The sequence below is a fragment of the Pseudomonas sp. GW821-FHT12A04 genome, from assembly GCF_058807755.1.
In genome coordinates this window covers 16880-37586 of record NZ_JBXAQZ010000024.1, presented here as the reverse complement: position 1 = coordinate 37586, position 20707 = coordinate 16880, and the positions used below count along the sequence as shown (strand labels likewise).

The window sequence follows — 20707 nt, the reverse complement described above, 5'->3', positions numbered from 1 at the left end:
TCTGAAAAGCCCTTGGTTCGGACTCTCGGATTATCTCCTCATCAGGCTAATCACGGTTATTTGACCCGGCTCTTGCCGGGTCTTTTTTTGCCTGTGGAAAAGTACTGACAGGATGCCGCGATGGATGCTCCATGCAGATCACGACGACGCGGGTGGTCAGGCGCATAAACAGCTTTCTTTGAAGGTTTCCCGGGCATCGAATGATCAGGCCAAGTATCCTCGACGACAGGCACTTGTCCCCGGCGGGCAAGACCGCCATTTGATAGCATTTAACCGCCCAGCTCGGACATATCCCGTCACGAGTTGCGGGACCGAGGATAGACATGAAGTTGCTTTGCGCAGGCGCCGAGTTGGTCAATGACAGCAGCCGCGGGTTCGACATCGATGACCAAAAGTTTTTTGCAGTGCGCCGCAGCGAACAGGTTTACGTCTACATCAATCGCTGCCCGCACCGGGGCGTTGCCCTGGAGTGGCATCCCGACCAGTTTCTCGACCCCAGCAACAGCCTGATCCAGTGCGCCACCCATGGCGCACTGTTCCTGATCGAAGACGGTGAATGCGTCGCCGGCCCTTGCGCAGGGCAAGCCTTGACCAGCGTGGTCTGCCGCGAGGATGAACAAGGGATCTGGATCAGCCTTTAGCCGCCCGGCAACACGTCCAGACGTCGGTCGACCAGCACTTCTTCGTGGCTCAACCGCACACCGTAAGCCAACACCTCGACACCACAGGCAATAGCCTCACGCAAGGCTTGCGCATAAGCGGCATCGATTTCCTGCGCCGGGCGCACAGCCTCGATGTCGGTCAGGCAAACACAGTACAACTGCACCGCGCGAATACCGTCCCTCGCCAGGTGGGCCAGCTCCCGCAAGTGCTTGGCGCCACGCTGGGTGACCGCATCGGGAAACGCCGCCACCGCCGTACCGTCGAAGCCCAGGGTCACGCTTTTGACTTCGACGTAGGCCGGCCCTTCGGGGTAATCAAGGCGGAAATCGATACGACTGTTTTCCTGACCATAAGCCACTTCACGCTTGAGCCCGGTAAAACCGTTCAGCTCGGTGATGACGCCCGCCCGCAGCGCCTCTTCGATCAAACCATTGGCTCGGGCGGTATTCACGCAAAACAGCCGCCCTTGCGGAGTTTCACCAATCTCCCAGGTGCCAGGCAACTTGCGTTTCGGGTCGTTGGAGCGACTGAACCAGACCTGCCCGCCTTCGACCTGACAATTGAGCATCGAGCCAGTGTTCGGGCAGTGAATGGTGAGCAATTCGCCGCCAACGGTTTCGATATCGGCGAGAAATCGCTTGTAACGTCGGATCAGGCGCCCTTCTTCGAGGGGAGGATGAAAACGCATCAGCCTTGCCAGCTCCGCAACCCACGGGCAATGCGCTCGACCGCCTCCTGCAAACGCTCGAGATTTTGCGTATAGGCAAACCGCACATGATGCCCGGCCTGATAACGCCCGAAATCCAGCCCCGGGGTGAATGCCACGTGCTCGGTTTCGAGAAAGTGTTTGCAGAACGCGAAGGCATCGCCGCCGAACTTGCTGATATCGGCGTACAAATAGAAAGCCCCTTCCGGCTCCACGGCAATACCGAAGCCCAGTTCACGCAAGGCCGGCAACAGGTAATCCCGACGCCGGCCAAATTCGGCGCGACGCTCTTCGAGAATGCTGATGGTTGCCGGCTCGAAACAGGCCAGCGCAGCGTGCTGCGCCATGCTTGGAGCACTGATGTAGAGGTTCTGGGCGAGCTTTTCCAGCTCACCGACGGCCGCGTCGGGGGCCACCAGCCAGCCGAGCCGCCAACCGGTCATCCCGAAGTACTTCGAAAAGCTGTTCAGAACGAATGCACTGTCGTCGACTTCCAGCACGCTGGCCGCATCGGTGCCGTAGGTCAGGCCGTGATAAATCTCGTCGACCACCAGATGACCGTGGCGCTCCTTGATCGCGACAGACAGCTTCGCCAGCTCGTCGCGGGTCAGGATCGTGCCGGTTGGATTGGCTGGCGACGCCACCAATGCGCCGACGCTGTCGTGGTCCCAATGACGCTCGATCAGGTCCGGCGTCAATTGATAGCGCACCTCCGGACCGACCGGCACCAGTTGTGCCGCGCCTTCGACCAGCCGCAGGAAATGCCGGTTACACGGGTAGCCCGGATCCGCCAGCAACCAGTGTTTACCGGGGTCGACCAGCAAAGCGCTGGCCAGCAGCAACGCGCCGGACCCGCCAGGCGTGATGAGGATGCGCCGCGGATCGATGTTCAAACCATAACGCTGCTGATAGAAGCCCGAAATGGCCTCGCGCAGCTCTGGAATGCCGCGTGCGGCGGTGTAACGGGTCTTTCCCGCTGTCAGCGCAGCCTGGCCGGCCCGGATGATCGGTTCGGCGGTGGTGAAGTCCGGCTCGCCGATTTCCAGGTGGATCACATCGTGGCCGGCGGCCTGCAATTCATTGGCCCGCGCCAGCAGCGCCATGACATGGAAAGGTTCGATCGCGCGACTGCGGGCACTGTAGGGCTGAGCCATTGGCCTTCCTTCAACGGAAAAAAAACCGATTCTACCCAAGCGCAGGAACGAGCGAGAACCTAAAGCGGTCAGAGGCCTTGTAAGGCCGATCACAAACGACTCAGGCGCGCGCGCAAGGTTTGACTAAAATCAATAATTGAGCAGGGTTCCAGAGCCACCAGACAACGGTTTGTCATCATTTGCAAGCACCCTGTGCCGCGAGCTCGACATCCGGGAGTAGCGCGGCCCGAGTTGATCTGGTAAGTTCGCCCGCTTGCAGCCGCAGGGCCGGCAGGTGTCGGTGATGGAGCAATCCTGCGCAGATGGATTACAAGAGTAGAGGCGGTCTATTTCATGTCCACCCAAGCAAAGCAGCAAAACCAGACGATCAGCGGCTTCGAGCCCTATGTTCAGAAAACCGGCGAAGAGTACATGGGCGAGCCCATGCGCAAGCACTTCACCAAGGTCCTGAATCAGTGGAAGAAAGAGCTGATGGAAGGTGTCGACAAGACCGTGGACCACATGAAGGACGAAGCGGCCAACTTCCCTGATCCGGCAGACCGTGCCAGCCAGGAAGAGGAATTCGCCCTCGAACTGCGTGCCCGCGATCGTGAACGCAAGTTGATCAAGAAGATCGACAAGACGCTTCAGTTGATCGAAGACGAAGAGTACGGCTGGTGTGAGTCCTGCGGCATCGAGATTGGCGTCAAGCGCCTCGAGGCGCGCCCTACCGCCGACCTGTGCATCGACTGCAAGACCCTGGCGGAAATCAAGGAAAAGCAAGTCGGCAAATAATTGCGACTTGAACGAAGAACGGAGCGTGCGAACGCTCCGTTTTTGTTTCCAAAATTCGCTGATGCCCGTTGCGATTAAAATCGCCATCACTGTAGGAGCGAGCTTGCTCGCGATGAACCTGAGAACGCTGCGGGGTACCAGACTCCCAGCGTTATCGTTGACGGCAATCGCGAGCAAGCTCGCTCCTACAGGAATCTGACGACAGCCTGGAATAAGTAGCCTTGCCCTGATGACCGCCACCACCTCCCCCACCTACATCGGGCGTTTCGCCCCGACGCCCAGCGGCCACCTGCATTTTGGTTCACTGGTCGCCGCGCTGGCCTCCTACCTGGACGCGCGCTCGGTGGGTGGACGCTGGCTGATGCGCATGGAAGACCTCGATCCCCCCCGTGAAGTACCCGGCGCCCAGGCGGCCATTCTCAAGGCACTGGAAAGCTATGGCTTTGAGTGGGATGGCGGCCTGGTTCGCCAAAGCGAGCGGCACGATGCCTACGCCGAGGTGATCGATCGCCTGTTCAATCAAGGCCTGGCCTACGCCTGCACCTGCTCGCGCAAACAGCTGGAGCCGTATCACGGGATTTATCCGGGCTTGTGCCGCAATGCCGGCCATGGCACTGACGATGCGGCCATCCGCCTGCGCGTACCGGAACTGGAATACCATTTCATTGACCGGGTGCAGGGCCAATACCGACAGCATCTGGGGCGGGAAGTCGGCGATTTCGTGATCCGCCGCCGCGACGGGCTCTACGCTTATCAATTGGCGGTGGTCCTGGACGACGCCTGGCAAGGCATCACCGATATCGTTCGCGGTGCCGACTTGCTGGACTCCACGCCCCGCCAGCTCTACCTGCAAGAACTGCTCGGCCTGCCTCAACCGCGTTATCTGCATATCCCGCTGATTACCCAGCCTGACGGCAACAAACTCGGTAAATCCTACCGTTCGCCGCCGTTGACCGAGGATCAGGCAACGCCACTGCTGCTGCGGGCGCTACGGGCGCTGGGACAGAACCCGGGAACCGAACTGACGTACGCCACGCCACGGGAAGTGCTCAATTGGGGCATTGCCCACTGGGATGCCTCGCTGATCCCGCGCACACTGAGCCTGCCCGAGGCACAGCTATTGTGATCGCACTTGCAGTGGCGCACCCATCCGTTACCATCGCCGCACGTTTTCGGGCACGCGCATAAAAAAGAGAGGCCGGGATGTACATCTATCGCTTGGTCCTGCTTTTGGTAGTGGGGATTTACCTGTTTTCCCCGGCCATCATGGATTGGTGGATCGACGCCACTGGCGCCTGGTATCGCCCTTATCTGCTCTGGCTGATTCTGATCGTCGTGACCTTCATCCTGCAGAGCCAAAAAGATGCCGATGAGCTTTAGTCTGACCCAGATGATCCTGATCAGCGCCGCATACCTGGCGGTGCTGTTCGGTGTGGCCTGGATCAGCGAACGGGGCATGATTCCCCGGGCGATCATTCGCCACCCGCTGACCTACACCCTGTCACTGGGCGTCTACGCCAGTGCCTGGGCGTTTTACGGCACCGTGGGCCTGGCCTATCAATACGGCTACGGTTTTCTGTCCAGCTACCTGGGCGTTTCCGGGGCATTCCTGCTGGCGCCGGTGCTGCTCTACCCGATCCTGAAGATCACCCGCACCTATCAACTGTCGTCGCTGGCGGATCTGTTTGCCTTCCGCTTCCGCAGTACCTGGGCCGGTGCGCTGACCACGATTTTCATGCTGGTCGGCGTACTGCCGCTGCTGGCCTTGCAAATTCAGGCGGTCGCCGACTCCATCAGCATCCTCACCCGAGAGCCGGTACAGCATCGCGTGGCCCTGAGCTTCTGCGCACTGATTACGCTGTTCACGATTTTCTTCGGTTCCCGTCACATCGCCACCCGCGAAAAGCATGAAGGCCTGGTGTTCGCGATTGCCTTCGAGTCGGTGATCAAGCTGATCGCCCTCGGCGGTGTCGGGCTGTATGCGCTTTACGGCGTGTTCGACGGCCCGCAACAGCTTGAACTGTGGCTGCTGCAAAACCAGACCGCGCTCGCCGCCCTGCACACACCGTTGCAGGAAGGCCCGTGGCGTACGCTGCTGCTGGTGTTCTTCGCCTCGGCGATCGTGATGCCGCACATGTATCACATGACCTTTACCGAGAACCTCAACCCGCGTTCGCTGGTGAGTGCGAGCTGGGGCCTACCGCTGTTCCTGTTGCTGATGAGCCTGGCAGTGCCGCTGATTCTCTGGGCCGGCCTGAAACTGGGCGCCACCACCAACCCGGAATACTTCACCCTGGGAATCGGTATCGCCGCCAACAGCAAGGCTTTGGCGTTGCTGGCCTATGTCGGCGGGCTGTCCGCCGCCAGTGGCCTGATCATCGTCACCACGCTGGCACTGTCCGGGATGGCCTTGAACCACCTGGTCCTGCCGCTGTATCAACCACCGGCCGAAGGCAACATCTACCGCTGGCTGAAGTGGACTCGCCGGGCGCTGATCGTCGCAATCATCATGGCCGGCTACGGTTTCTACCTGATGCTCGGAGCCGAGCAGGACCTGGCCAACCTCGGCATTGTCGCTTTCGTCGCCACGTTGCAGTTCCTGCCGGGCGTGCTCTCGGTCCTGTATTGGCCGACCGCCAACCGTCGCGGCTTCATCGCCGGCTTGCTGGCGGGGATCCTGGTGTGGCTGGTGACCATGCTGTTACCGCTGGTTGGCAACCTGCAAGGCTTCTACATTCCACTGCTGAACATGATCTACGTGCTGGACGACACCAGTTGGCACATGGCGGCGATTGCCTCGCTGGCGGCCAACGTGCTGATGTTCACGCTGATCTCGCTGTTCACCAACGCCAGCACCGAAGAGGCCAGCGCTGCCGAAGCCTGCGCTGTGGATAACGTTCGCCGCCCGCAACGCCGGGAACTGCACGCCGCCTCGCCCCAGGAGTTCGCCACGCAACTGGCCAAGCCACTGGGTGCAAAAGCGGCGCAGAAAGAAGTGGAACAGGCACTGCGCGACCTCTATCTGCCTTTCGACGAGCGCCGCCCCTATGCCCTGCGTCGCTTGCGTGACCGCATCGAAGCCAATCTCTCCGGCCTGATGGGCCCGAGCGTGGCCCAGGACATGGTCGAGACGTTCCTGCCGTACAAGGCTGGCGGCGAAAACTACGTCACCGAAGACATTCACTTCATCGAAAGCCGCCTCGAGGATTACCACTCACGCCTGACCGGCCTGGCCGCCGAGCTCGATGCCTTGCGCCGCTATCACCGCCAGACCCTTCAGGAATTGCCGATGGGCGTTTGCTCACTGGCCAAGGATCAGGAGATCCTCATGTGGAACAAGGCCATGGAGGAACTCACCGGCATCGCCGCGCAGCGCGTGGTCGGTTCGCGCCTGAGTACCATTGCCGACCCATGGAAAGACCTGCTGCAAGGCTTCATCAATCTGCCGGACGAGCACTTGCACAAACAGCACCTGGCCCTCGACGGCCAGACACGCTGGTTGAACCTGCACAAAGCGGCGATCGACGAACCCCTCGCACCGGGCAACAGTGGCCTGGTGTTGCTGGTGGAAGACTTGACCGAAACCCAGATGCTCGAGGACAAACTGGTGCACTCCGAGCGCCTGGCCAGCATCGGTCGACTGGCGGCCGGCGTGGCCCATGAAATCGGCAACCCGATCACCGGTATCGCGTGCCTGGCGCAAAACCTGCGCGAAGAACGTGAAGAAGACGGCGAGCTGAAGGAAATCAGCGGCCAGATCCTCGAGCAGACCAAACGCGTGTCGCGCATCGTCCAGTCGTTGATGAGCTTTGCCCATGCCGGCAGCCATCAGCACAACGACGAGCCCGTCTGTCTGGCCGAAGTGGCTCAGGATGCCATCGGCCTGCTGGCCCTGAACCGGCGCAATTTCGAAGTGCAGTTCTACAACCTGTGCGACCCCGAACACTGGGTCGAAGGCGACCCGCAACGGTTGGCTCAGGTATTGATCAACCTGCTTTCAAACGCCCGTGACGCCTCGCCTCCCGGCAGTGCGGTACGGGTCAAGAGCGAAGCCGGCGAACACACGGTCGATCTGATCGTGGAGGACGAAGGCAGCGGTATTCCGTCGAGCATCATGGACCGATTGTTCGAACCTTTCTTCACCACCAAGGACCCTGGCGAAGGCACCGGTCTGGGCCTTGCACTGGTCTATTCCATCGTTGAAGAGCATTATGGACAAATCACCATCGACAGCCCGGCTGATGTTCAAAGCCAACGCGGTACCCGAATCAGGGTTACCTTGCCGCGTCATGTCGAAGCGACGTCCGCTGTGAACTGAGACCGTCGAGAGTATCGAATCAATGCCGCACATTTTGATCGTCGAAGACGAAACCATTATCCGCTCCGCCTTGCGCCGCCTGCTGGAACGTAACCAGTACCAGGTCAGCGAAGCCGGATCAGTGCAGGAAGCACAAGAACGCTTCACCATTCCCTCGTTCGACCTGATCATCAGTGACCTGCGCCTGCCGGGCGCGCCTGGCACGGAGTTGATCAAGCTCGCCCAGGGCACGCCGGTGCTGATCATGACCAGCTATGCCAGCCTGCGCTCGGCGGTCGACTCGATGAAAATGGGCGCGGTGGACTACATTGCCAAGCCATTCGACCATGACGAAATGCTGCAAGCGGCCGCACGAATCCTGCGTGACCGACAAACGGTACAAGCCGGCGGTGAAGCGGTTGCCGGCAAAGCCGCCAACGGTGCGGCGAAATCCGGTACCGACAACAGCAACGGTGAGATCGGCATTATCGGCTCGTGCCCACCGATGCAGGACCTGTACGGCAAGATCCGCAAAGTGGCACCGACCGACTCCAACGTTCTGATCCAGGGCGAATCGGGTACCGGTAAGGAACTGGTGGCGCGCGCCCTGCACAACCTGTCCAAACGTGCCAAGGCGCCGATGATTTCGGTGAACTGCGCAGCCATTCCGGAAAGCCTGATCGAGTCCGAGCTGTTCGGCCACGAAAAAGGCGCATTCACCGGCGCCAGCGCCGGGCGCGCCGGCCTGGTGGAAGCGGCGGACGGCGGCACCTTGTTCCTCGACGAAATCGGCGAACTGCCACTGGAAGCCCAGGCTCGCCTGCTGCGCGTATTGCAGGAAGGCGAGATTCGTCGCGTGGGCTCGGTGCAGTCGCAAAAAGTCGACGTGCGCCTGATCGCCGCGACTCACCGCGACCTCAAGAGCCTGGCGAAGATCGGCCAGTTCCGTGAAGACTTGTATTACCGCCTCCACGTTATCGCGCTGAAGTTGCCAGCCCTGCGCGAACGCGGTGCGGACGTCAACGAAATCGCCAATGCGTTCCTGGCGCGGCAAAGTGCGCGGATCAACCGCACCGACCTGAAATTCGCCGCGGATGCCGAGCAAGCCATTCGTCACTACTCCTGGCCGGGCAACGTTCGTGAACTGGAAAACGCCGTCGAGCGCGCCGTTATCCTGTGCGAAAGCCCGGAAATCTCCGCCGAGCTGCTGGGTATCGACATCGAACTGGGCGACCTGGAAGACGACGAATTCATTGGCCTGGCGCCACAACAGGGCAACGCCAGTAACAGCAACCACGAACCGACCGAAGATCTCTCCCTGGAAGACTACTTCCAGCATTTCGTCCTCGAACATCAGGACCACATGACCGAAACCGAGCTGGCCCGCAAGCTCGGGGTCAGTCGCAAATGCCTGTGGGAGCGCCGTCAGCGCCTGGGAATCCCACGTCGCAAGACCGGGGTGACCAGCGAAAGCTGAACCGTACCTGTCTCATGTGCGGGTAACACATGACTTTGCTGAAAAAACTGTTACCTCAGTTTTTTCACGTAACAGAAGCCGGGGCTTACGGTAACGAAGCCCCGGCTTTTTTTGGCCCTCGAAATGCCTGCCGACCGGCCTAACCCCTTGTTTTATTGAGTTTCGCAAAAGTTGGCACGCACCCTGCTATATGTTTGGTACAAGAACAATAACAAGCAATGCACAAGACAATAAAAATAAGACGAATCGACTCACGCACAATAAAAACAAGACGGCGAGAGGCGCAGCTAACTGATTCTTTTGGAGAGGCGTTGTATTTGGGGCTTGCCCCACGACCAGGCCGAGAACAACAAAAAACTGTCTTAAGACAGAGCCTGTACTGGTTGGATCGAAAGATCACTGCAATTCAGCGACCAAAGCAATCCGTTTGCTCTTGGCTCCCGATTGGGAGGGTCATGAAGGAAAGCTTCATGGCGAGGGCACTCAACAAAAACAAGAAGCCCGAAACCAAAAATAAAAATAGAGCATGCAACTACTTCTTGGGGAGCTTCGGCTCCCCTTGTGGTTTCTGCGATTCCCCCCCATACCCGCTTCCTGTACCTGTAGGAGCGAGCTTGCTCGCGAAAAAACCACAGGCAGCACTGGGCATCCGGTTTTCCGCATCATCGTTCACACCATCGCGAGCAAGCTCGCTCCCACAGTGTCCTACACCATCCCCCGACTAAATGCTAGAATCCCCGCCCATCATGCGGTCATTCTTCTGTTATGGCCGAATATTCCTTCAAACAGTGCATCCCATGCTGAAGAAGCTGTTCCAGTCATTCCGTTCTCCCAAGCGTCCTACGCAACACATTCGCAGCACGCCTGAAGTGCTCAACAGCGGCCAACACTCGCTGCAGAAGGCGCAATTCAGCCGTTACGCGGTGAATATCGTTGAACGCCTGCAGAACGCCGGTTATCAGGCTTATCTGGTTGGCGGTTGCGTGCGCGACATGCTGCTGGGTATCACCCCGAAAGATTTCGACGTTGCCACCAGCGCCACACCCGAGCAGGTACGGGCCGAATTCCGTAACGCGCGAATCATCGGGCGCCGGTTCAAACTGGTGCACATCCACTTCGGCCGCGAAATCATCGAAGTCGCGACCTTCCGCGCCAATCACCCGCAAAACGAAGACGAGGAAGACAGCAACCAGTCTTCGCGCAACGAAAGCGGGCGCATCTTGCGCGATAACGTTTACGGCACCCTGGAAGAGGACGCGCAACGTCGCGACTTCACCATCAATGCCTTGTATTACGATCCGGTCAGCGAACGCATCCTCGACTACGCCAACGGCGTACACGACATCCGCAATCACCTGATCCGCCTGATCGGCGATCCGACGCAACGCTACCAGGAAGACCCGGTACGGATGCTGAGGGCCGTGCGTTTCGCCGCCAAGCTGAACTTCGGCATCGAAAAACACAGCGCCCTGCCTATCCGCGGCCTGGCGCCGATGCTGCGCGAGATCCCGTCGGCTCGTCTGTTCGAAGAGGTGCTCAAGCTGTTCCTCTCCGGCCATGCCGCCGACACGTTTGAAATGCTGGTCGACCTGCAGTTGTTCGATCCACTGTTCCCCGCCAGCGCCGAAGCACTGGAATACAACCCGACGTACACCCACACCCTGATCAGCGAAGCCCTGATCAATACCGACCTGCGGATCAAGCAGAACAAACCGGTGACCCCGGCGTTCCTGTTTGCAGCCCTGCTCTGGCCTGCCCTGCCGGCCCGCGTCCTGCGCCTGCAGGAGCGTGGCATGCCGCCGATTCCGGCGATGCAGGAAGCGGCGCACGAACTCATTGCCGAGCAGTGCCAGCGCATTGCGATTCCGAAACGCTTCACCATGCCGATCCGCGAAATCTGGGACATGCAGGAACGCCTGCCCCGCCGCAGCGGCAAGCGTGCCGATCTGTTGCTGGACAATCCGCGCTTCCGCGCCGGCTACGACTTCCTGCTGCTACGTGAAAGCGCCGGCGAGCAGACCGATGGCCTGGGCGAATGGTGGACGGACTATCAGGACGCCAACGAAAGCGAGCGTCGCGACATGATTCGCGACCTCAGCGGCAAGGACGAAGGCACCGGCGCCCCGCGCAAGCGTCGCCGCAGCGGTGGTTCCAAGCGCAAACGCGCTGCCGGCGCTTCGAGCACCACGGGCGAGTAATCCATGGAACGCATCTACATCGGCATGGGCAGCAATCTGGCTGACCCCGCCGAACAATTGCGCAGCGCCGTCGAAGCGCTGGCGCAGTTGCCGCAATCGGAGTTGGTCGGGGTTTCTGCGTTTTACCAAAGTGACTCGCTTCTGCCCGGCCAACCGCGTTACACCAATGCAGTCGCCGCTCTCGACAGCACACTGGCGCCGCTGGATCTTCTGGATGCCTTGCAGGCCATCGAAAACGGCCAGGGTCGCGAGCGTCTTGAGCGTTGGGGACCGCGCACGCTGGACCTCGACATCTTGCTGTTCGGTGATCGCCTGATCGACGAACCGCGCCTCAAGGTTCCCCATTACCACATGCAGGAACGGGCCTTCGTGTTGTACCCGCTGGCGGAACTGGCCCCTGCGGATCTGCACTTGGTCGATGGCCGGAACTTGGCCGAACTGCTCAAGGCATGCCCGTTCGTCGGCCTGGAACGCCTCCTCCCGGCGTGACACAAATACCCTGTGGGAGCGGGCTTGCTCGCGAAAGCGGTGTATCAATCAACATTAATGTTGAATCTGATGCGCCCTTCGCGAGCAAGCCCGCTCCCACATTGGTTTTGTGTCGCGCACAAGATCTGCTGCTGAATCGCATCAGTTACCCCGGTAACACCCCACCCGTAACAATGCGGTAACACACGCAATTGACTTCCCTCGTTCTCCTCACGACTATAGGCGTCCCGCTGCCGCCTACACGGCGTTCAAGGGCGCAATCCAGGCCTTAAAAGCACGACGAAAGAGCGTGCGCCTGTATTCAACGAAGAATCACGCGCGTTACTCGCAGTAGTTTCCACAGCGCCTGAATGAGGAACTTTTCATGCCAGCCATCACCCTGACCACCCTGCAAGGTCTGAAGCAAAAAGGTGAAAAAATCACCATGCTGACCTGCTACGACGCGACCTTCGCCCACGCCTGCAATCAGGCCGGCGTCGAAGTGCTGTTGGTGGGCGACTCCCTCGGCATGGTTCTGCAGGGCCACGACAGCACCTTGCCTGTCACCACCTCGGAAATGGCTTACCACGTGGCCGCCGTCAAACGCGGTAACAGCGATGCCCTGATCCTCGCCGACCTGCCTTTCATGGCCTACGCCACCACCGAGCAAGCCATGACCAACAGCGCCCTGTTGATGCAGGCCGGCGCGCACATGGTCAAGGTCGAAGGAGCGTTGTGGCTGGCCGACTCGATCCGCCTGCTGGCCGAGCGCGGCATCCCTGTCTGCGCGCACATGGGCCTGACGCCACAGTCGGTGAACATCCTTGGCGGCTACAAGGTCCAGGGTCGCAATGAAAACCAGGCGCGGCAGATGCGTGCCGACGCGATCGCCCTGGAACAGGCTGGCGCGGCAATGCTGCTGCTCGAGTGCGTCCCGAGCGAACTGGCGGAAGAAATCACCCAGGCGGTGAAGATTCCGGTGATCGGTATTGGCGCCGGCAATCGCACCGACGGCCAGGTGCTGGTTCTGCACGACATGCTGGGCCTGTCCATTACCGGTCGCGTGCCGAAATTCGTGAAAAACTTCATGACTGGCCAGACCAGCATTGAAGCTGCATTGAATGCCTACGTGACTGAAGTCAAAGCGGCAACTTTCCCTGGGATAGAACACGGATTCTCTGCATGAACACCGTAAAAACCGTACGCGAACTGCGGGCCGCCGTGGCCCGAGCCCGTGGCGAAGGCAAACGCATCGCCTTTGTGCCAACCATGGGCAACCTGCACAGCGGCCACGTGGCGCTGGTGACCAAAGCCTCCCAACGGGCGGACTTCGTGGTGGCGAGCGTTTTCGTCAACCCGCTGCAATTCGGTGCTGGCGAAGACCTCGACAAGTACCCGCGCACCCTCGCCGCCGACCAGGAAAAACTGCTCCAGGCCGGTTGCCATTTGCTGTTTGCCCCCACCGTTGAAGAAATGTATCCCGACGGCATGGCCGGCCAGACCCGCGTCAGTGTCCCGCAATTGTCCGAAGGTCTGTGCGGCGCCAGCCGTCCGGGGCATTTCGAAGGCGTGGCGACGGTGGTCAGCAAGCTGTTCAACATGGTCCAGCCGGACCTGGCGATTTTCGGCGAGAAAGACTTTCAGCAACTGGCGGTGATTCGCGCGCTGGTTCATGACCTGAACATGCCGATCCAGATCATCGGTGAGCCGACTGTTCGCGCAACCGATGGCCTGGCGCTGTCGTCGCGCAACGGTTTCCTCAGCGAAGAGCAACGCGCTGTGGCACCGGTGGTTTATCGCACGCTGAATGCGATCGGCGAAGCGATCAAGCAGGGCGAACGCGACTACCCGGCGCTGATCGGCACCCAGATCAAACAGCTTGAAGCAGCCGGCCTGCGTCCTGACTATCTGGAAATCCGCCATGCACTGACCTTGCGCCCGGCGACGGCGCAGGATCGTGACCTGGTGATTCTGGTGGCGGCGTTCCTCGGTACGACGCGGTTGATCGACAACCTGCACCTGAACCTCGACGCGCCAATCTAAACACTCTCGAATTCTGTGGAGTGAGTCTGTGGCGAGGGGGCTTGCCCCCGTTGGGCTGCGAAGCGGCCCCAAACTTTCGAGCGTTTCCGAAATTTTGCCAGTGCTACGCACTGGAACGGGGGCAAGCCCCCTCGCCACAAAAGTACACTTCAAACCCTTCGCTTCATTCGTATTGCCGCCCACAACCCCTTCGGGCAAACTGCCCGCCGTTCGATTCCGACCTGGGAAATACTCATGCACGCCATCATGCTCAAAGCCAAGCTGCATCGCGCCGAAGTCACCCACGCTGTACTCGATTACGAAGGCTCCTGCGCCATCGACGGTGAATGGCTGGACCTGTCCGGCATTCGTGAGTACGAGCAGATCCAGATCTACAACGTCGACAACGGCGAGCGCTTCACCACCTACGCCATCCGTGGCGAAGAAGGTTCGCGCATGATCTCGGTCAACGGCGCCGCTGCCCACAAGGCCAAGGTCGGTGATCGCGTGATCATCTGCGCTTACGCTCATTACAGCGAAGCCGAACTGCTCAACTTCAAGCCACGCATGCTCTACATGGCACCGGGCAATGAACTGAGCCACACCAGCAATGCCATTCCGGTCCAGGTTGCCTGATACGAGTCTTGTCTCTTCCGTTTGTCGGGCCGTTCCTAACTTCGATGTTAAAAAAGTACCGGAAACAGGTCAGACAAAGTCAAGACAGATCATTGCGCGGGGTTTACTGTATTCGCCCTGCGCCATGAAATCGTGTCGACGCAGTTGACCGGAACGCCCACCCACAGCGCTCCGGGATTTTTAGTGTTCAAAAGGCCGTTCAAGTAATAAGGAAACCCGCAGCGATGGCGTATTACCGCACTCCTCACGACGTTACCGCTCTGCCCGCCTGGCAAGCGTTGAATGACCACCGCCAAGCCATGCAGGATTTCAGCATGCGCGAAGCCTTCAATGCCGATCCGCAGCGTTTTACTCAATTCACCCTCAGCAGCTGCGGCCTGTTTCTCGACTATTCGAAAAACCTGATCAACGCCGAGACCCGCAATCTGCTGGTGGGCCTGGCCAACGAAGTCGACCTCAAGGGCGCGATCAAGTCGCTGTTCGATGGCGAAATCGTCAACTCTTCCGAAGGTCGTCCAGCCCTGCACACGGCCCTGCGCCGCCCGGTCGGCGACAAGCTGTCGGTCAACGGCGTCAACGTGATGCCCGAAGTGCACAAGGTGCTGAACCAGATCACCGACCTCGTCGGCCGTATCCACGACGGTCTGTGGCGCGGTTACACCGAGAAGCCGATCACTGACGTGGTGAACATCGGCATCGGCGGCTCCTTCCTCGGCCCTGAGCTGGTGTCCGAAGCCTTGTTGTCCTACGCCCAGAAAGGCGTGCGTTGCCATTACCTGGCGAACATCGACGGCAGCGAGTTCCACGAACTGACCATGAAGCTGCGCGCCGAGACCACGCTGTTCATCGTCTCGTCGAAATCCTTCAACACCCTTGAAACCCTGAAGAACGCCCAGGCTGCCCGTGCGTGGTATCTGGCCCAGGGTGGTTCGGAAGCCGAGCTGTATCGCCACTTCATCGCGGTATCGAGCAACAACGCCGCCGCAGTAGCGTTCGGCATCCGCGAAGAGAACATCTTCCCGATGTGGGACTGGGTCGGCGGGCGCTACTCGCTGTGGTCGGCCATTGGTCTACCGATTGCCCTGGCCATCGGCATGTCCAACTTCAAGGAATTGCTGTCCGGTGCCTACACCATGGACCAGCACTTCCTGACCGCGCCCTTCGAACAGAACATGCCGGTGCTGCTGGCCTTGCTCGGCGTGTGGTACGGCAACTTCTGGGGCGCGCAAAGCCACGCGATCCTGCCGTACGATCACTACCTGCGTAACATCACCAAGCACCTGCAACAGCTGGACATGGAATCCAACGGCAAGAGCGTGCGCCAGGACGGCAAGCCAGTGTCCACAGACACCGGGCCGGTAATCTGGGGTGGCGTCGGCTGCAACGGTCAGCACGCCTACCACCAGTTGCTGCACCAGGGCACCCAATTGATCCCGGCCGACTTCATCGTGCCGATCGTCAGCTTCAACCCAGTGTCCGACCACCACCAGTGGCTGTACGCCAACTGCCTGTCCCAGAGCCAGGCGCTGATGCTCGGCAAGACCCTTGCCGAGGCCGAAACCGAGCTGCGCGACAAAGGCATGAGTGACGCCGAAGTGCAGAAACTCGCGCCGCACAAGGTGATCCCGGGCAATCGTCCGAGCAACACCCTGGTGGTCGAGCGCATCAGCCCGCGTCGCCTCGGTGCTCTGGTGGCGATGTACGAACACAAAGTCTTCGTGCAAAGCGTGATCTGGGGCATCAACGCCTTCGACCAGTGGGGCGTGGAACTGGGCAAGGAGCTGGGCAAAGGCGTCTACAACCGCCTGGTCGGCAGCGAAGAAACCCCGGCCGAGGACGCCTCGACCCAAGGGCTGATCAATTACTTCCGTGGTCGTCACCGCGGGTGATTTGATAGCACAACCCACGGGCTTTGGATCAACCCGAATCCTGTGGGCAAAAACAATTCCCTGTGGGAGCGAGCTTGCTCGCGATGACGGACTGTCAGTCGACAACCATGTTGACCTCCATGCCCTCATCGCGAGCAAGCTAGCTCCCACAGTTGTTTTGTATCTGACTTGAACCCATGGACCTCTCGGCGCATCTTTATCCTTGTCGCAAAACAAGCATAAGGAACCGTCATGTTCGATATCAGCACGTTCCCCAAAGCCGATGCCGTCCGCCGGGCCGCACAATTGAGTCAAGACGACTATCAGCGCCTGTACCGCCAATCCGTCGAACACCCCAGCACCTTCTGGGCCGAACAGGCCACGCGCTTTCTGGACTGGAGCGCGCCCTGGGAAACCGTCCAGCGCTACAACCTGAAAACCGGTGAAGCCAGCTGGTTTGCCGGTGCGCAATTGAACGTCAGCTACAACTGCATCGACCGACACCTGGAGAAACGCGGCGATCAGGTCGCCATCATCTGGGAAGGCGACGACCCTGCCGACTCGACATCGATCACCTACAAAAAACTGCATGAAAACGTCTGCCGCCTGGCCAATGTGCTGAAAAACCGTGGCGTGAGAAAAGGCGACCGCGTGTGCATCTACATGCCGATGATTCCCGAGGCGGCCTACGCCATGCTGGCCTGTACCCGTATTGGTGCAGTGCACTCGGTAGTGTTCGGCGGCTTCTCCCCGGACTCGTTGCGCGACCGCATTCTCGACGCCGATTGCCGCACTGTGATCACTGCCGACGAAGGCGTGCGCGGTGGCAAGGTCGTGTCACTCAAGCAGAACGTCGACAAGGCGCTGCAAAGCTGCCCGGACGTGAGCAGCGTGCTGGTGGTCGAGCGCACCGAGGGGCTGGTGAACTGGGTCGAAGGACGGGACATCAAGTACCAGCAGGCCCTGCGCGAAGCCAGCGCCGATTGCCCGCCCGAGCCGATGGACGCCGAAGACCCGCTGTTCATCCTCTACACCTCCGGCAGCACCGGCAAACCCAAAGGCGTGCTGCACACCACCGGTGGCTACCTGCTGCAAGCAGCGATGACCTTCAAGTACGTGCTGGACTACCGCGACGGCGAAGTCTTCTGGTGCACCGCCGACGTAGGCTGGGTCACTGGCCACAGCTACATCGTCTACGGTCCGCTGGCCAACGGCGCGACCACGCTGATTTTCGAAGGCGTGCCGAACTACCCGAGTACCTCGCGCTTCTGGCAGGTGATCGACAAGCACAAGGTGAACATTTTCTACACTGCCCCGACGGCCCTGCGCGCACTGATGCGCGAAGGCCCGGAACCGTTGAAGCAAACATCCCGCGCCAGCGTCAGGCTACTCGGCACGGTTGGCGAACCGATCAACCCGGAAGCCTGGGAATGGTATTTCCATGAGGTCGGCGAAGAGCGTTGCCCGATCGTCGACACCTGGTGGCAGACCGAAACCGGCGGCATCATGCTCAGCCCGCTGGTCAGTGCCCAGCGGATCAAGCCCGGTTGTGCGACACAACCGATGTTCGGCGTGCAACCGGTGCTGCTCGACGAGCAAGGCAAGGAAATCAAGGGCGCCGGCAGCGGCGTACTGGCCATAAAGTCCAGCTGGCCTGCACAGATCCGCAGTGTCTATCGCGACCCGCAACGCATGGTCGACACCTACTTCAAGCCCTACCCCGGCTACTACTTCACCGGTGACGGCGCGCGGCGCGATGAAGATGGCGACTACTGGATCACCGGGCGCATCGACGATGTGATCAACGTGTCCGGCCACCGTATCGGCACCGCCGAAGTGGAAAGCGCCCTGGTGCTGCACGAGAGCATTGCCGAGGCCGCTGCGGTCGGTTATCCCCACGACATCAAGGGCCAAGGCATCTATGTCTTCGTCACACCCATGAACGGCGTCGAAACCAACAATGAACTGAAGAAAGAATTGCTGGCCCTGGTCAGCAAGGAAATTGGCAGTTTCGCCAAACCGGACTTGATCCAGTGGGCGCCGGCCTTGCCGAAAACCCGCTCAGGCAAGATCATGCGGCGCATTCTGCGTAAGATTGCCTGCAACGAACTGGACAATCTGGGCGACACTTCGACCTTGGCCGATCCAAGCGTGGTACAAGGCTTGATCGATAAACGCCTGAATCAATAACGTTCTGTCTTCTGTAGGAGCGAGCTCGCTCGCGATGAACTCCGACATACCGCGTTTATTCAGGAAACACGCGTTATCGTTAACGTCCATCGCGAGCAGGCTCGCTCCTACAGAAAATTACAGAGTGGCCATGGAATTCATCCGTACCCGCATCGAAACCCAGATCATGAGCCTGTCCGGTTTGTCTTTGGGCAAACTCGACCTGGAAAACCCCAAGGGCGACCCCGGGCTGTTCGGGCCAGACTCGGTGAGTTGGCAAGTCCATGGCGATTTCAGCAGCATGCTGATCGGTGGCATCAGTGCCCTGATGCTGCAGGCCCTGCACCCGCTGGCATTGGCCGGGGTCTGGGACCATTCGAACTTTCGTGAAGACATGCTCGGCCGCCTGCGCCGCACCGGGCAGTTCATCTCCGGCACTACCTTCGGTTCTCGACAGGATGCCGAGTGGCTGATCGAAAAAGTCCGCACCATCCATTTGCAGATTACCGGCACGGCGCCGGATGGCCGCCCCTATGCCGCCAGCGATCCCGAATTGCTGACGTGGGTGCACGTGGCAGAAGTCAGCAACTTTCTCGCCGCGCATTTGCGCTATCGCAACCCGCATCTTTCACCTGCCGACCAGGATCGCTATTACGCGGAAATCGCCTTGGTCGCCGAACGCCTGGGCGCCCGGGATGTGCCCCGCTCGCGGCTGGAAATTGCCGACTACCTCAAGCGCATCCGTCCTCAACTGCTGTGCGACGAGCGCAGTCGTGAAGTCCTGCGCCTGTTGCTGAGCGCCCCCTCCCCCAGTCGCTTGGCCAAACCTTTCGGCGGTCTGATGATGCAGGCCGGGATCGACCTGCTGCCGGACTGGGCCAGCGACATGCTCGGCGTCAGCCAGAACCCGCTGCAACGCAAGCTGATCCGCGCCAGCGTCAATCGCAGTGCGCCGATGCTGCGCTGGGCGGTGCGTAACGGTTCGGTGCAGCGGGCTAAACGGCGGATGGGGTTATTGACCTAACAGGTATTGCTGCGATTTTTTCTGTGGCGAGGGGGCTTGTCGGATCGCCGCACCGCCCCGTTGAGCTGCGAAGCGACCCCAAGCTCACGAGCGTTTCCGAAATTTTGCCAGTGCTACGCACTGGAACGGGGGCAAGCCCCCTCGCCACAGTGTTAAACTCCCGCGCCCAATTCCCTCCTGCAAGGCGCCCAGCATGTCTTCCTTGAATCAGGCGCTGCGCGCCGCCCTCGATCAACGCCAGGACCTGCTCGCCGAACTGCACCTGCAGGGCACCGATTGCTATCGCCTCTTCCACGGTAGCCAGGAAGGCGCCGGTGGCCTGACCATCGACCGCTACGGCCCGCAGTTGTTGGTGCAAAGTTTCCACCAGGCGCTGGAGCGCGAGACGCTGCTGCAACTGCACGAAGCGATCAATCAACACCTGGGTTTTGAAACCCTGCTGGTCTACAACGACCGCTCCCGTGGCAACTCGCGCATCGATCGCGATGACATCGTCTACCGCGCCGACGAAGCCGCCCTGCAAGACCTGGTCGGCCACGAATGGGGCCTGAACTATCGGGTGCGTGGTCGCCACGCCGGACAGGACCCGCTGCTGTTCCTCGACCTGCGCAACACCCGCGGCTGGGTCAAGGATCACAGCAAGAACAAAAGCGTGCTGAACCTGTTTGCCTACACCTGTGGTGTCGGCCTCAGTGCCGCCGCCGGTGGCGCATGCGAGGTGTGCAACCTGGACTTCGCCGAAGGCAACCTGGCGGTCGGTCGGGAGAACGGGCAGCTCAACCCGCAGTTGCCGACCATGGAATTTATCCAGTCCGACTACTTCCCGGCCATTCGCCAACTGGCCGGCCTGCCGATCAGCCAGCGCCGCGGGCAAAAGCTGCCGAGCTATCAGCGCCTGGAACAGCGCCAGTACGATCTGGTGCTGCTGGACCCTCCGGCCTGGGCCAAGAGTGCATTTGGCACCGTCGACCTGCTGCGCGACTACCAGAGCCTGCTCAAACCGGCCTTGCTGACCACCGCCGACAACGGCGTGCTGATCTGCTGCAACAACCTGGCGAAAGTCAGCATGGACGACTGGCGTGAACAGGTTTTGCGTTGTGCAGAGAAGGCCGGGCGGCCGGTGCGTGAATGGACCGTGATGAAACCGGGCGCCGATTTTCCGTCAATGGATCAACAGCCACCGCTGAAAACCCTGATCCTGCAGCTCTGACCGTCGTCGGAGAAATCTGAAAATTCATGAACAGGCCAATC

At 60.3% G+C, this 20707-nt stretch carries 17 protein-coding genes; 15 read left to right on the top strand and 2 right to left on the bottom strand.

Annotated features, from left to right (window positions below; genetic code table 11):
* The first annotated feature begins 323 nt into the window (after positions 1-323).
* The gene (locus tag AC1RS8_RS27480; protein ID WP_489339231.1) at positions 324-641 is read left to right on the top strand and encodes a Rieske (2Fe-2S) protein; all 318 of its coding nucleotides are present in this window, start codon (positions 324-326) and stop codon (positions 639-641) included.
* On the opposite strand, the gene sfsA is transcribed toward AC1RS8_RS27480, so the two are convergent.
* Entirely contained in the window at positions 638-1351 is a 714-nt protein-coding gene (gene sfsA / locus AC1RS8_RS27475) for a DNA/RNA nuclease SfsA (RefSeq protein WP_489339232.1), read from the bottom strand. The genes AC1RS8_RS27480 and sfsA overlap by 4 nt on opposite strands.
* On the bottom strand, positions 1351-2523 hold the full coding sequence (locus tag AC1RS8_RS27470) for a pyridoxal phosphate-dependent aminotransferase (protein ID WP_489339233.1): 1173 nt from the start codon (positions 2521-2523) through the stop codon (positions 1351-1353). The genes sfsA and AC1RS8_RS27470 overlap by 1 nt, the downstream gene beginning before the upstream one ends.
* A gap of 333 nt (positions 2524-2856) precedes the next feature.
* On the opposite strand from AC1RS8_RS27470, the gene dksA reads away from it, so the two are divergent.
* The 14 genes from dksA (at position 2857) to AC1RS8_RS27400 (ending at position 20666) form a co-directional block, all read left to right on the top strand.
* Positions 2857-3297: an RNA polymerase-binding protein DksA gene (dksA, locus tag AC1RS8_RS27465; protein ID WP_008053890.1), complete on the top strand. Its 441-nt coding sequence runs from the start codon at positions 2857-2859 to the stop codon at positions 3295-3297.
* A gap of 229 nt (positions 3298-3526) precedes the next feature.
* Complete coding sequence (gene gluQRS / locus AC1RS8_RS27460; RefSeq protein WP_057713277.1) at positions 3527-4423, top strand: tRNA glutamyl-Q(34) synthetase GluQRS; 897 nt, start codon at positions 3527-3529, stop codon at positions 4421-4423.
* Between the two features lie 77 nt (positions 4424-4500).
* Complete coding sequence (locus AC1RS8_RS27455) at positions 4501-4677, top strand: hypothetical protein (RefSeq protein WP_003176118.1); 177 nt, start codon at positions 4501-4503, stop codon at positions 4675-4677.
* Positions 4661-7615 carry a sensor histidine kinase gene (locus tag AC1RS8_RS27450; protein WP_167362842.1) on the top strand — a complete coding sequence of 985 codons (2955 nt, stop codon included), beginning with the start codon at positions 4661-4663 and terminating at the stop codon, positions 7613-7615. Before AC1RS8_RS27455 ends, AC1RS8_RS27450 begins: the two co-directional genes overlap by 17 nt.
* Before the next feature lie 22 nt (positions 7616-7637).
* The gene (locus tag AC1RS8_RS27445) at positions 7638-9071 is read left to right on the top strand and encodes a sigma-54-dependent transcriptional regulator (RefSeq protein WP_057713275.1); all 1434 of its coding nucleotides are present in this window, start codon (positions 7638-7640) and stop codon (positions 9069-9071) included.
* Positions 9072-9868: 797 nt separating this feature from the next.
* On the top strand, positions 9869-11269 hold the full coding sequence (locus AC1RS8_RS27440) for a polynucleotide adenylyltransferase PcnB (RefSeq protein WP_056728631.1): 1401 nt from the start codon (positions 9869-9871) through the stop codon (positions 11267-11269).
* Between the two features lie 3 nt (positions 11270-11272).
* The gene (gene folK, locus AC1RS8_RS27435) at positions 11273-11758 is read left to right on the top strand and encodes a 2-amino-4-hydroxy-6-hydroxymethyldihydropteridine diphosphokinase (RefSeq protein WP_489339234.1); all 486 of its coding nucleotides are present in this window, start codon (positions 11273-11275) and stop codon (positions 11756-11758) included.
* Between the two features lie 364 nt (positions 11759-12122).
* Positions 12123-12923, top strand: a complete 801-nt coding sequence (panB, locus tag AC1RS8_RS27430; RefSeq protein ID WP_008050167.1) for a 3-methyl-2-oxobutanoate hydroxymethyltransferase — start codon at positions 12123-12125, stop codon at positions 12921-12923.
* A complete protein-coding gene (panC, locus tag AC1RS8_RS27425) occupies positions 12920-13780 on the top strand; it encodes a pantoate--beta-alanine ligase (RefSeq protein ID WP_057713272.1) in 861 nt (286 codons plus the stop codon). Before panB ends, panC begins: the two co-directional genes overlap by 4 nt.
* Before the next feature lie 234 nt (positions 13781-14014).
* A complete protein-coding gene (gene panD, locus AC1RS8_RS27420; protein ID WP_003228271.1) occupies positions 14015-14395 on the top strand; it encodes an aspartate 1-decarboxylase in 381 nt (126 codons plus the stop codon).
* A 224-nt stretch (positions 14396-14619) separates the two neighbouring features.
* A complete protein-coding gene (gene pgi, locus AC1RS8_RS27415; RefSeq protein ID WP_057713271.1) occupies positions 14620-16284 on the top strand; it encodes a glucose-6-phosphate isomerase in 1665 nt (554 codons plus the stop codon).
* A gap of 231 nt (positions 16285-16515) precedes the next feature.
* Positions 16516-18453 carry an acetate--CoA ligase gene (acs, locus tag AC1RS8_RS27410; protein ID WP_154947950.1) on the top strand — a complete coding sequence of 646 codons (1938 nt, stop codon included), beginning with the start codon at positions 16516-16518 and terminating at the stop codon, positions 18451-18453.
* A 130-nt stretch (positions 18454-18583) separates the two neighbouring features.
* Positions 18584-19456 carry an oxygenase MpaB family protein gene (locus tag AC1RS8_RS27405; protein ID WP_489339235.1) on the top strand — a complete coding sequence of 291 codons (873 nt, stop codon included), beginning with the start codon at positions 18584-18586 and terminating at the stop codon, positions 19454-19456.
* A gap of 193 nt (positions 19457-19649) precedes the next feature.
* Positions 19650-20666, top strand: coding sequence for a class I SAM-dependent rRNA methyltransferase (locus AC1RS8_RS27400; protein WP_489339236.1), 1017 nt, complete (start codon positions 19650-19652; stop codon positions 20664-20666).
* Positions 20667-20707: the final 41 nt, after the last annotated feature.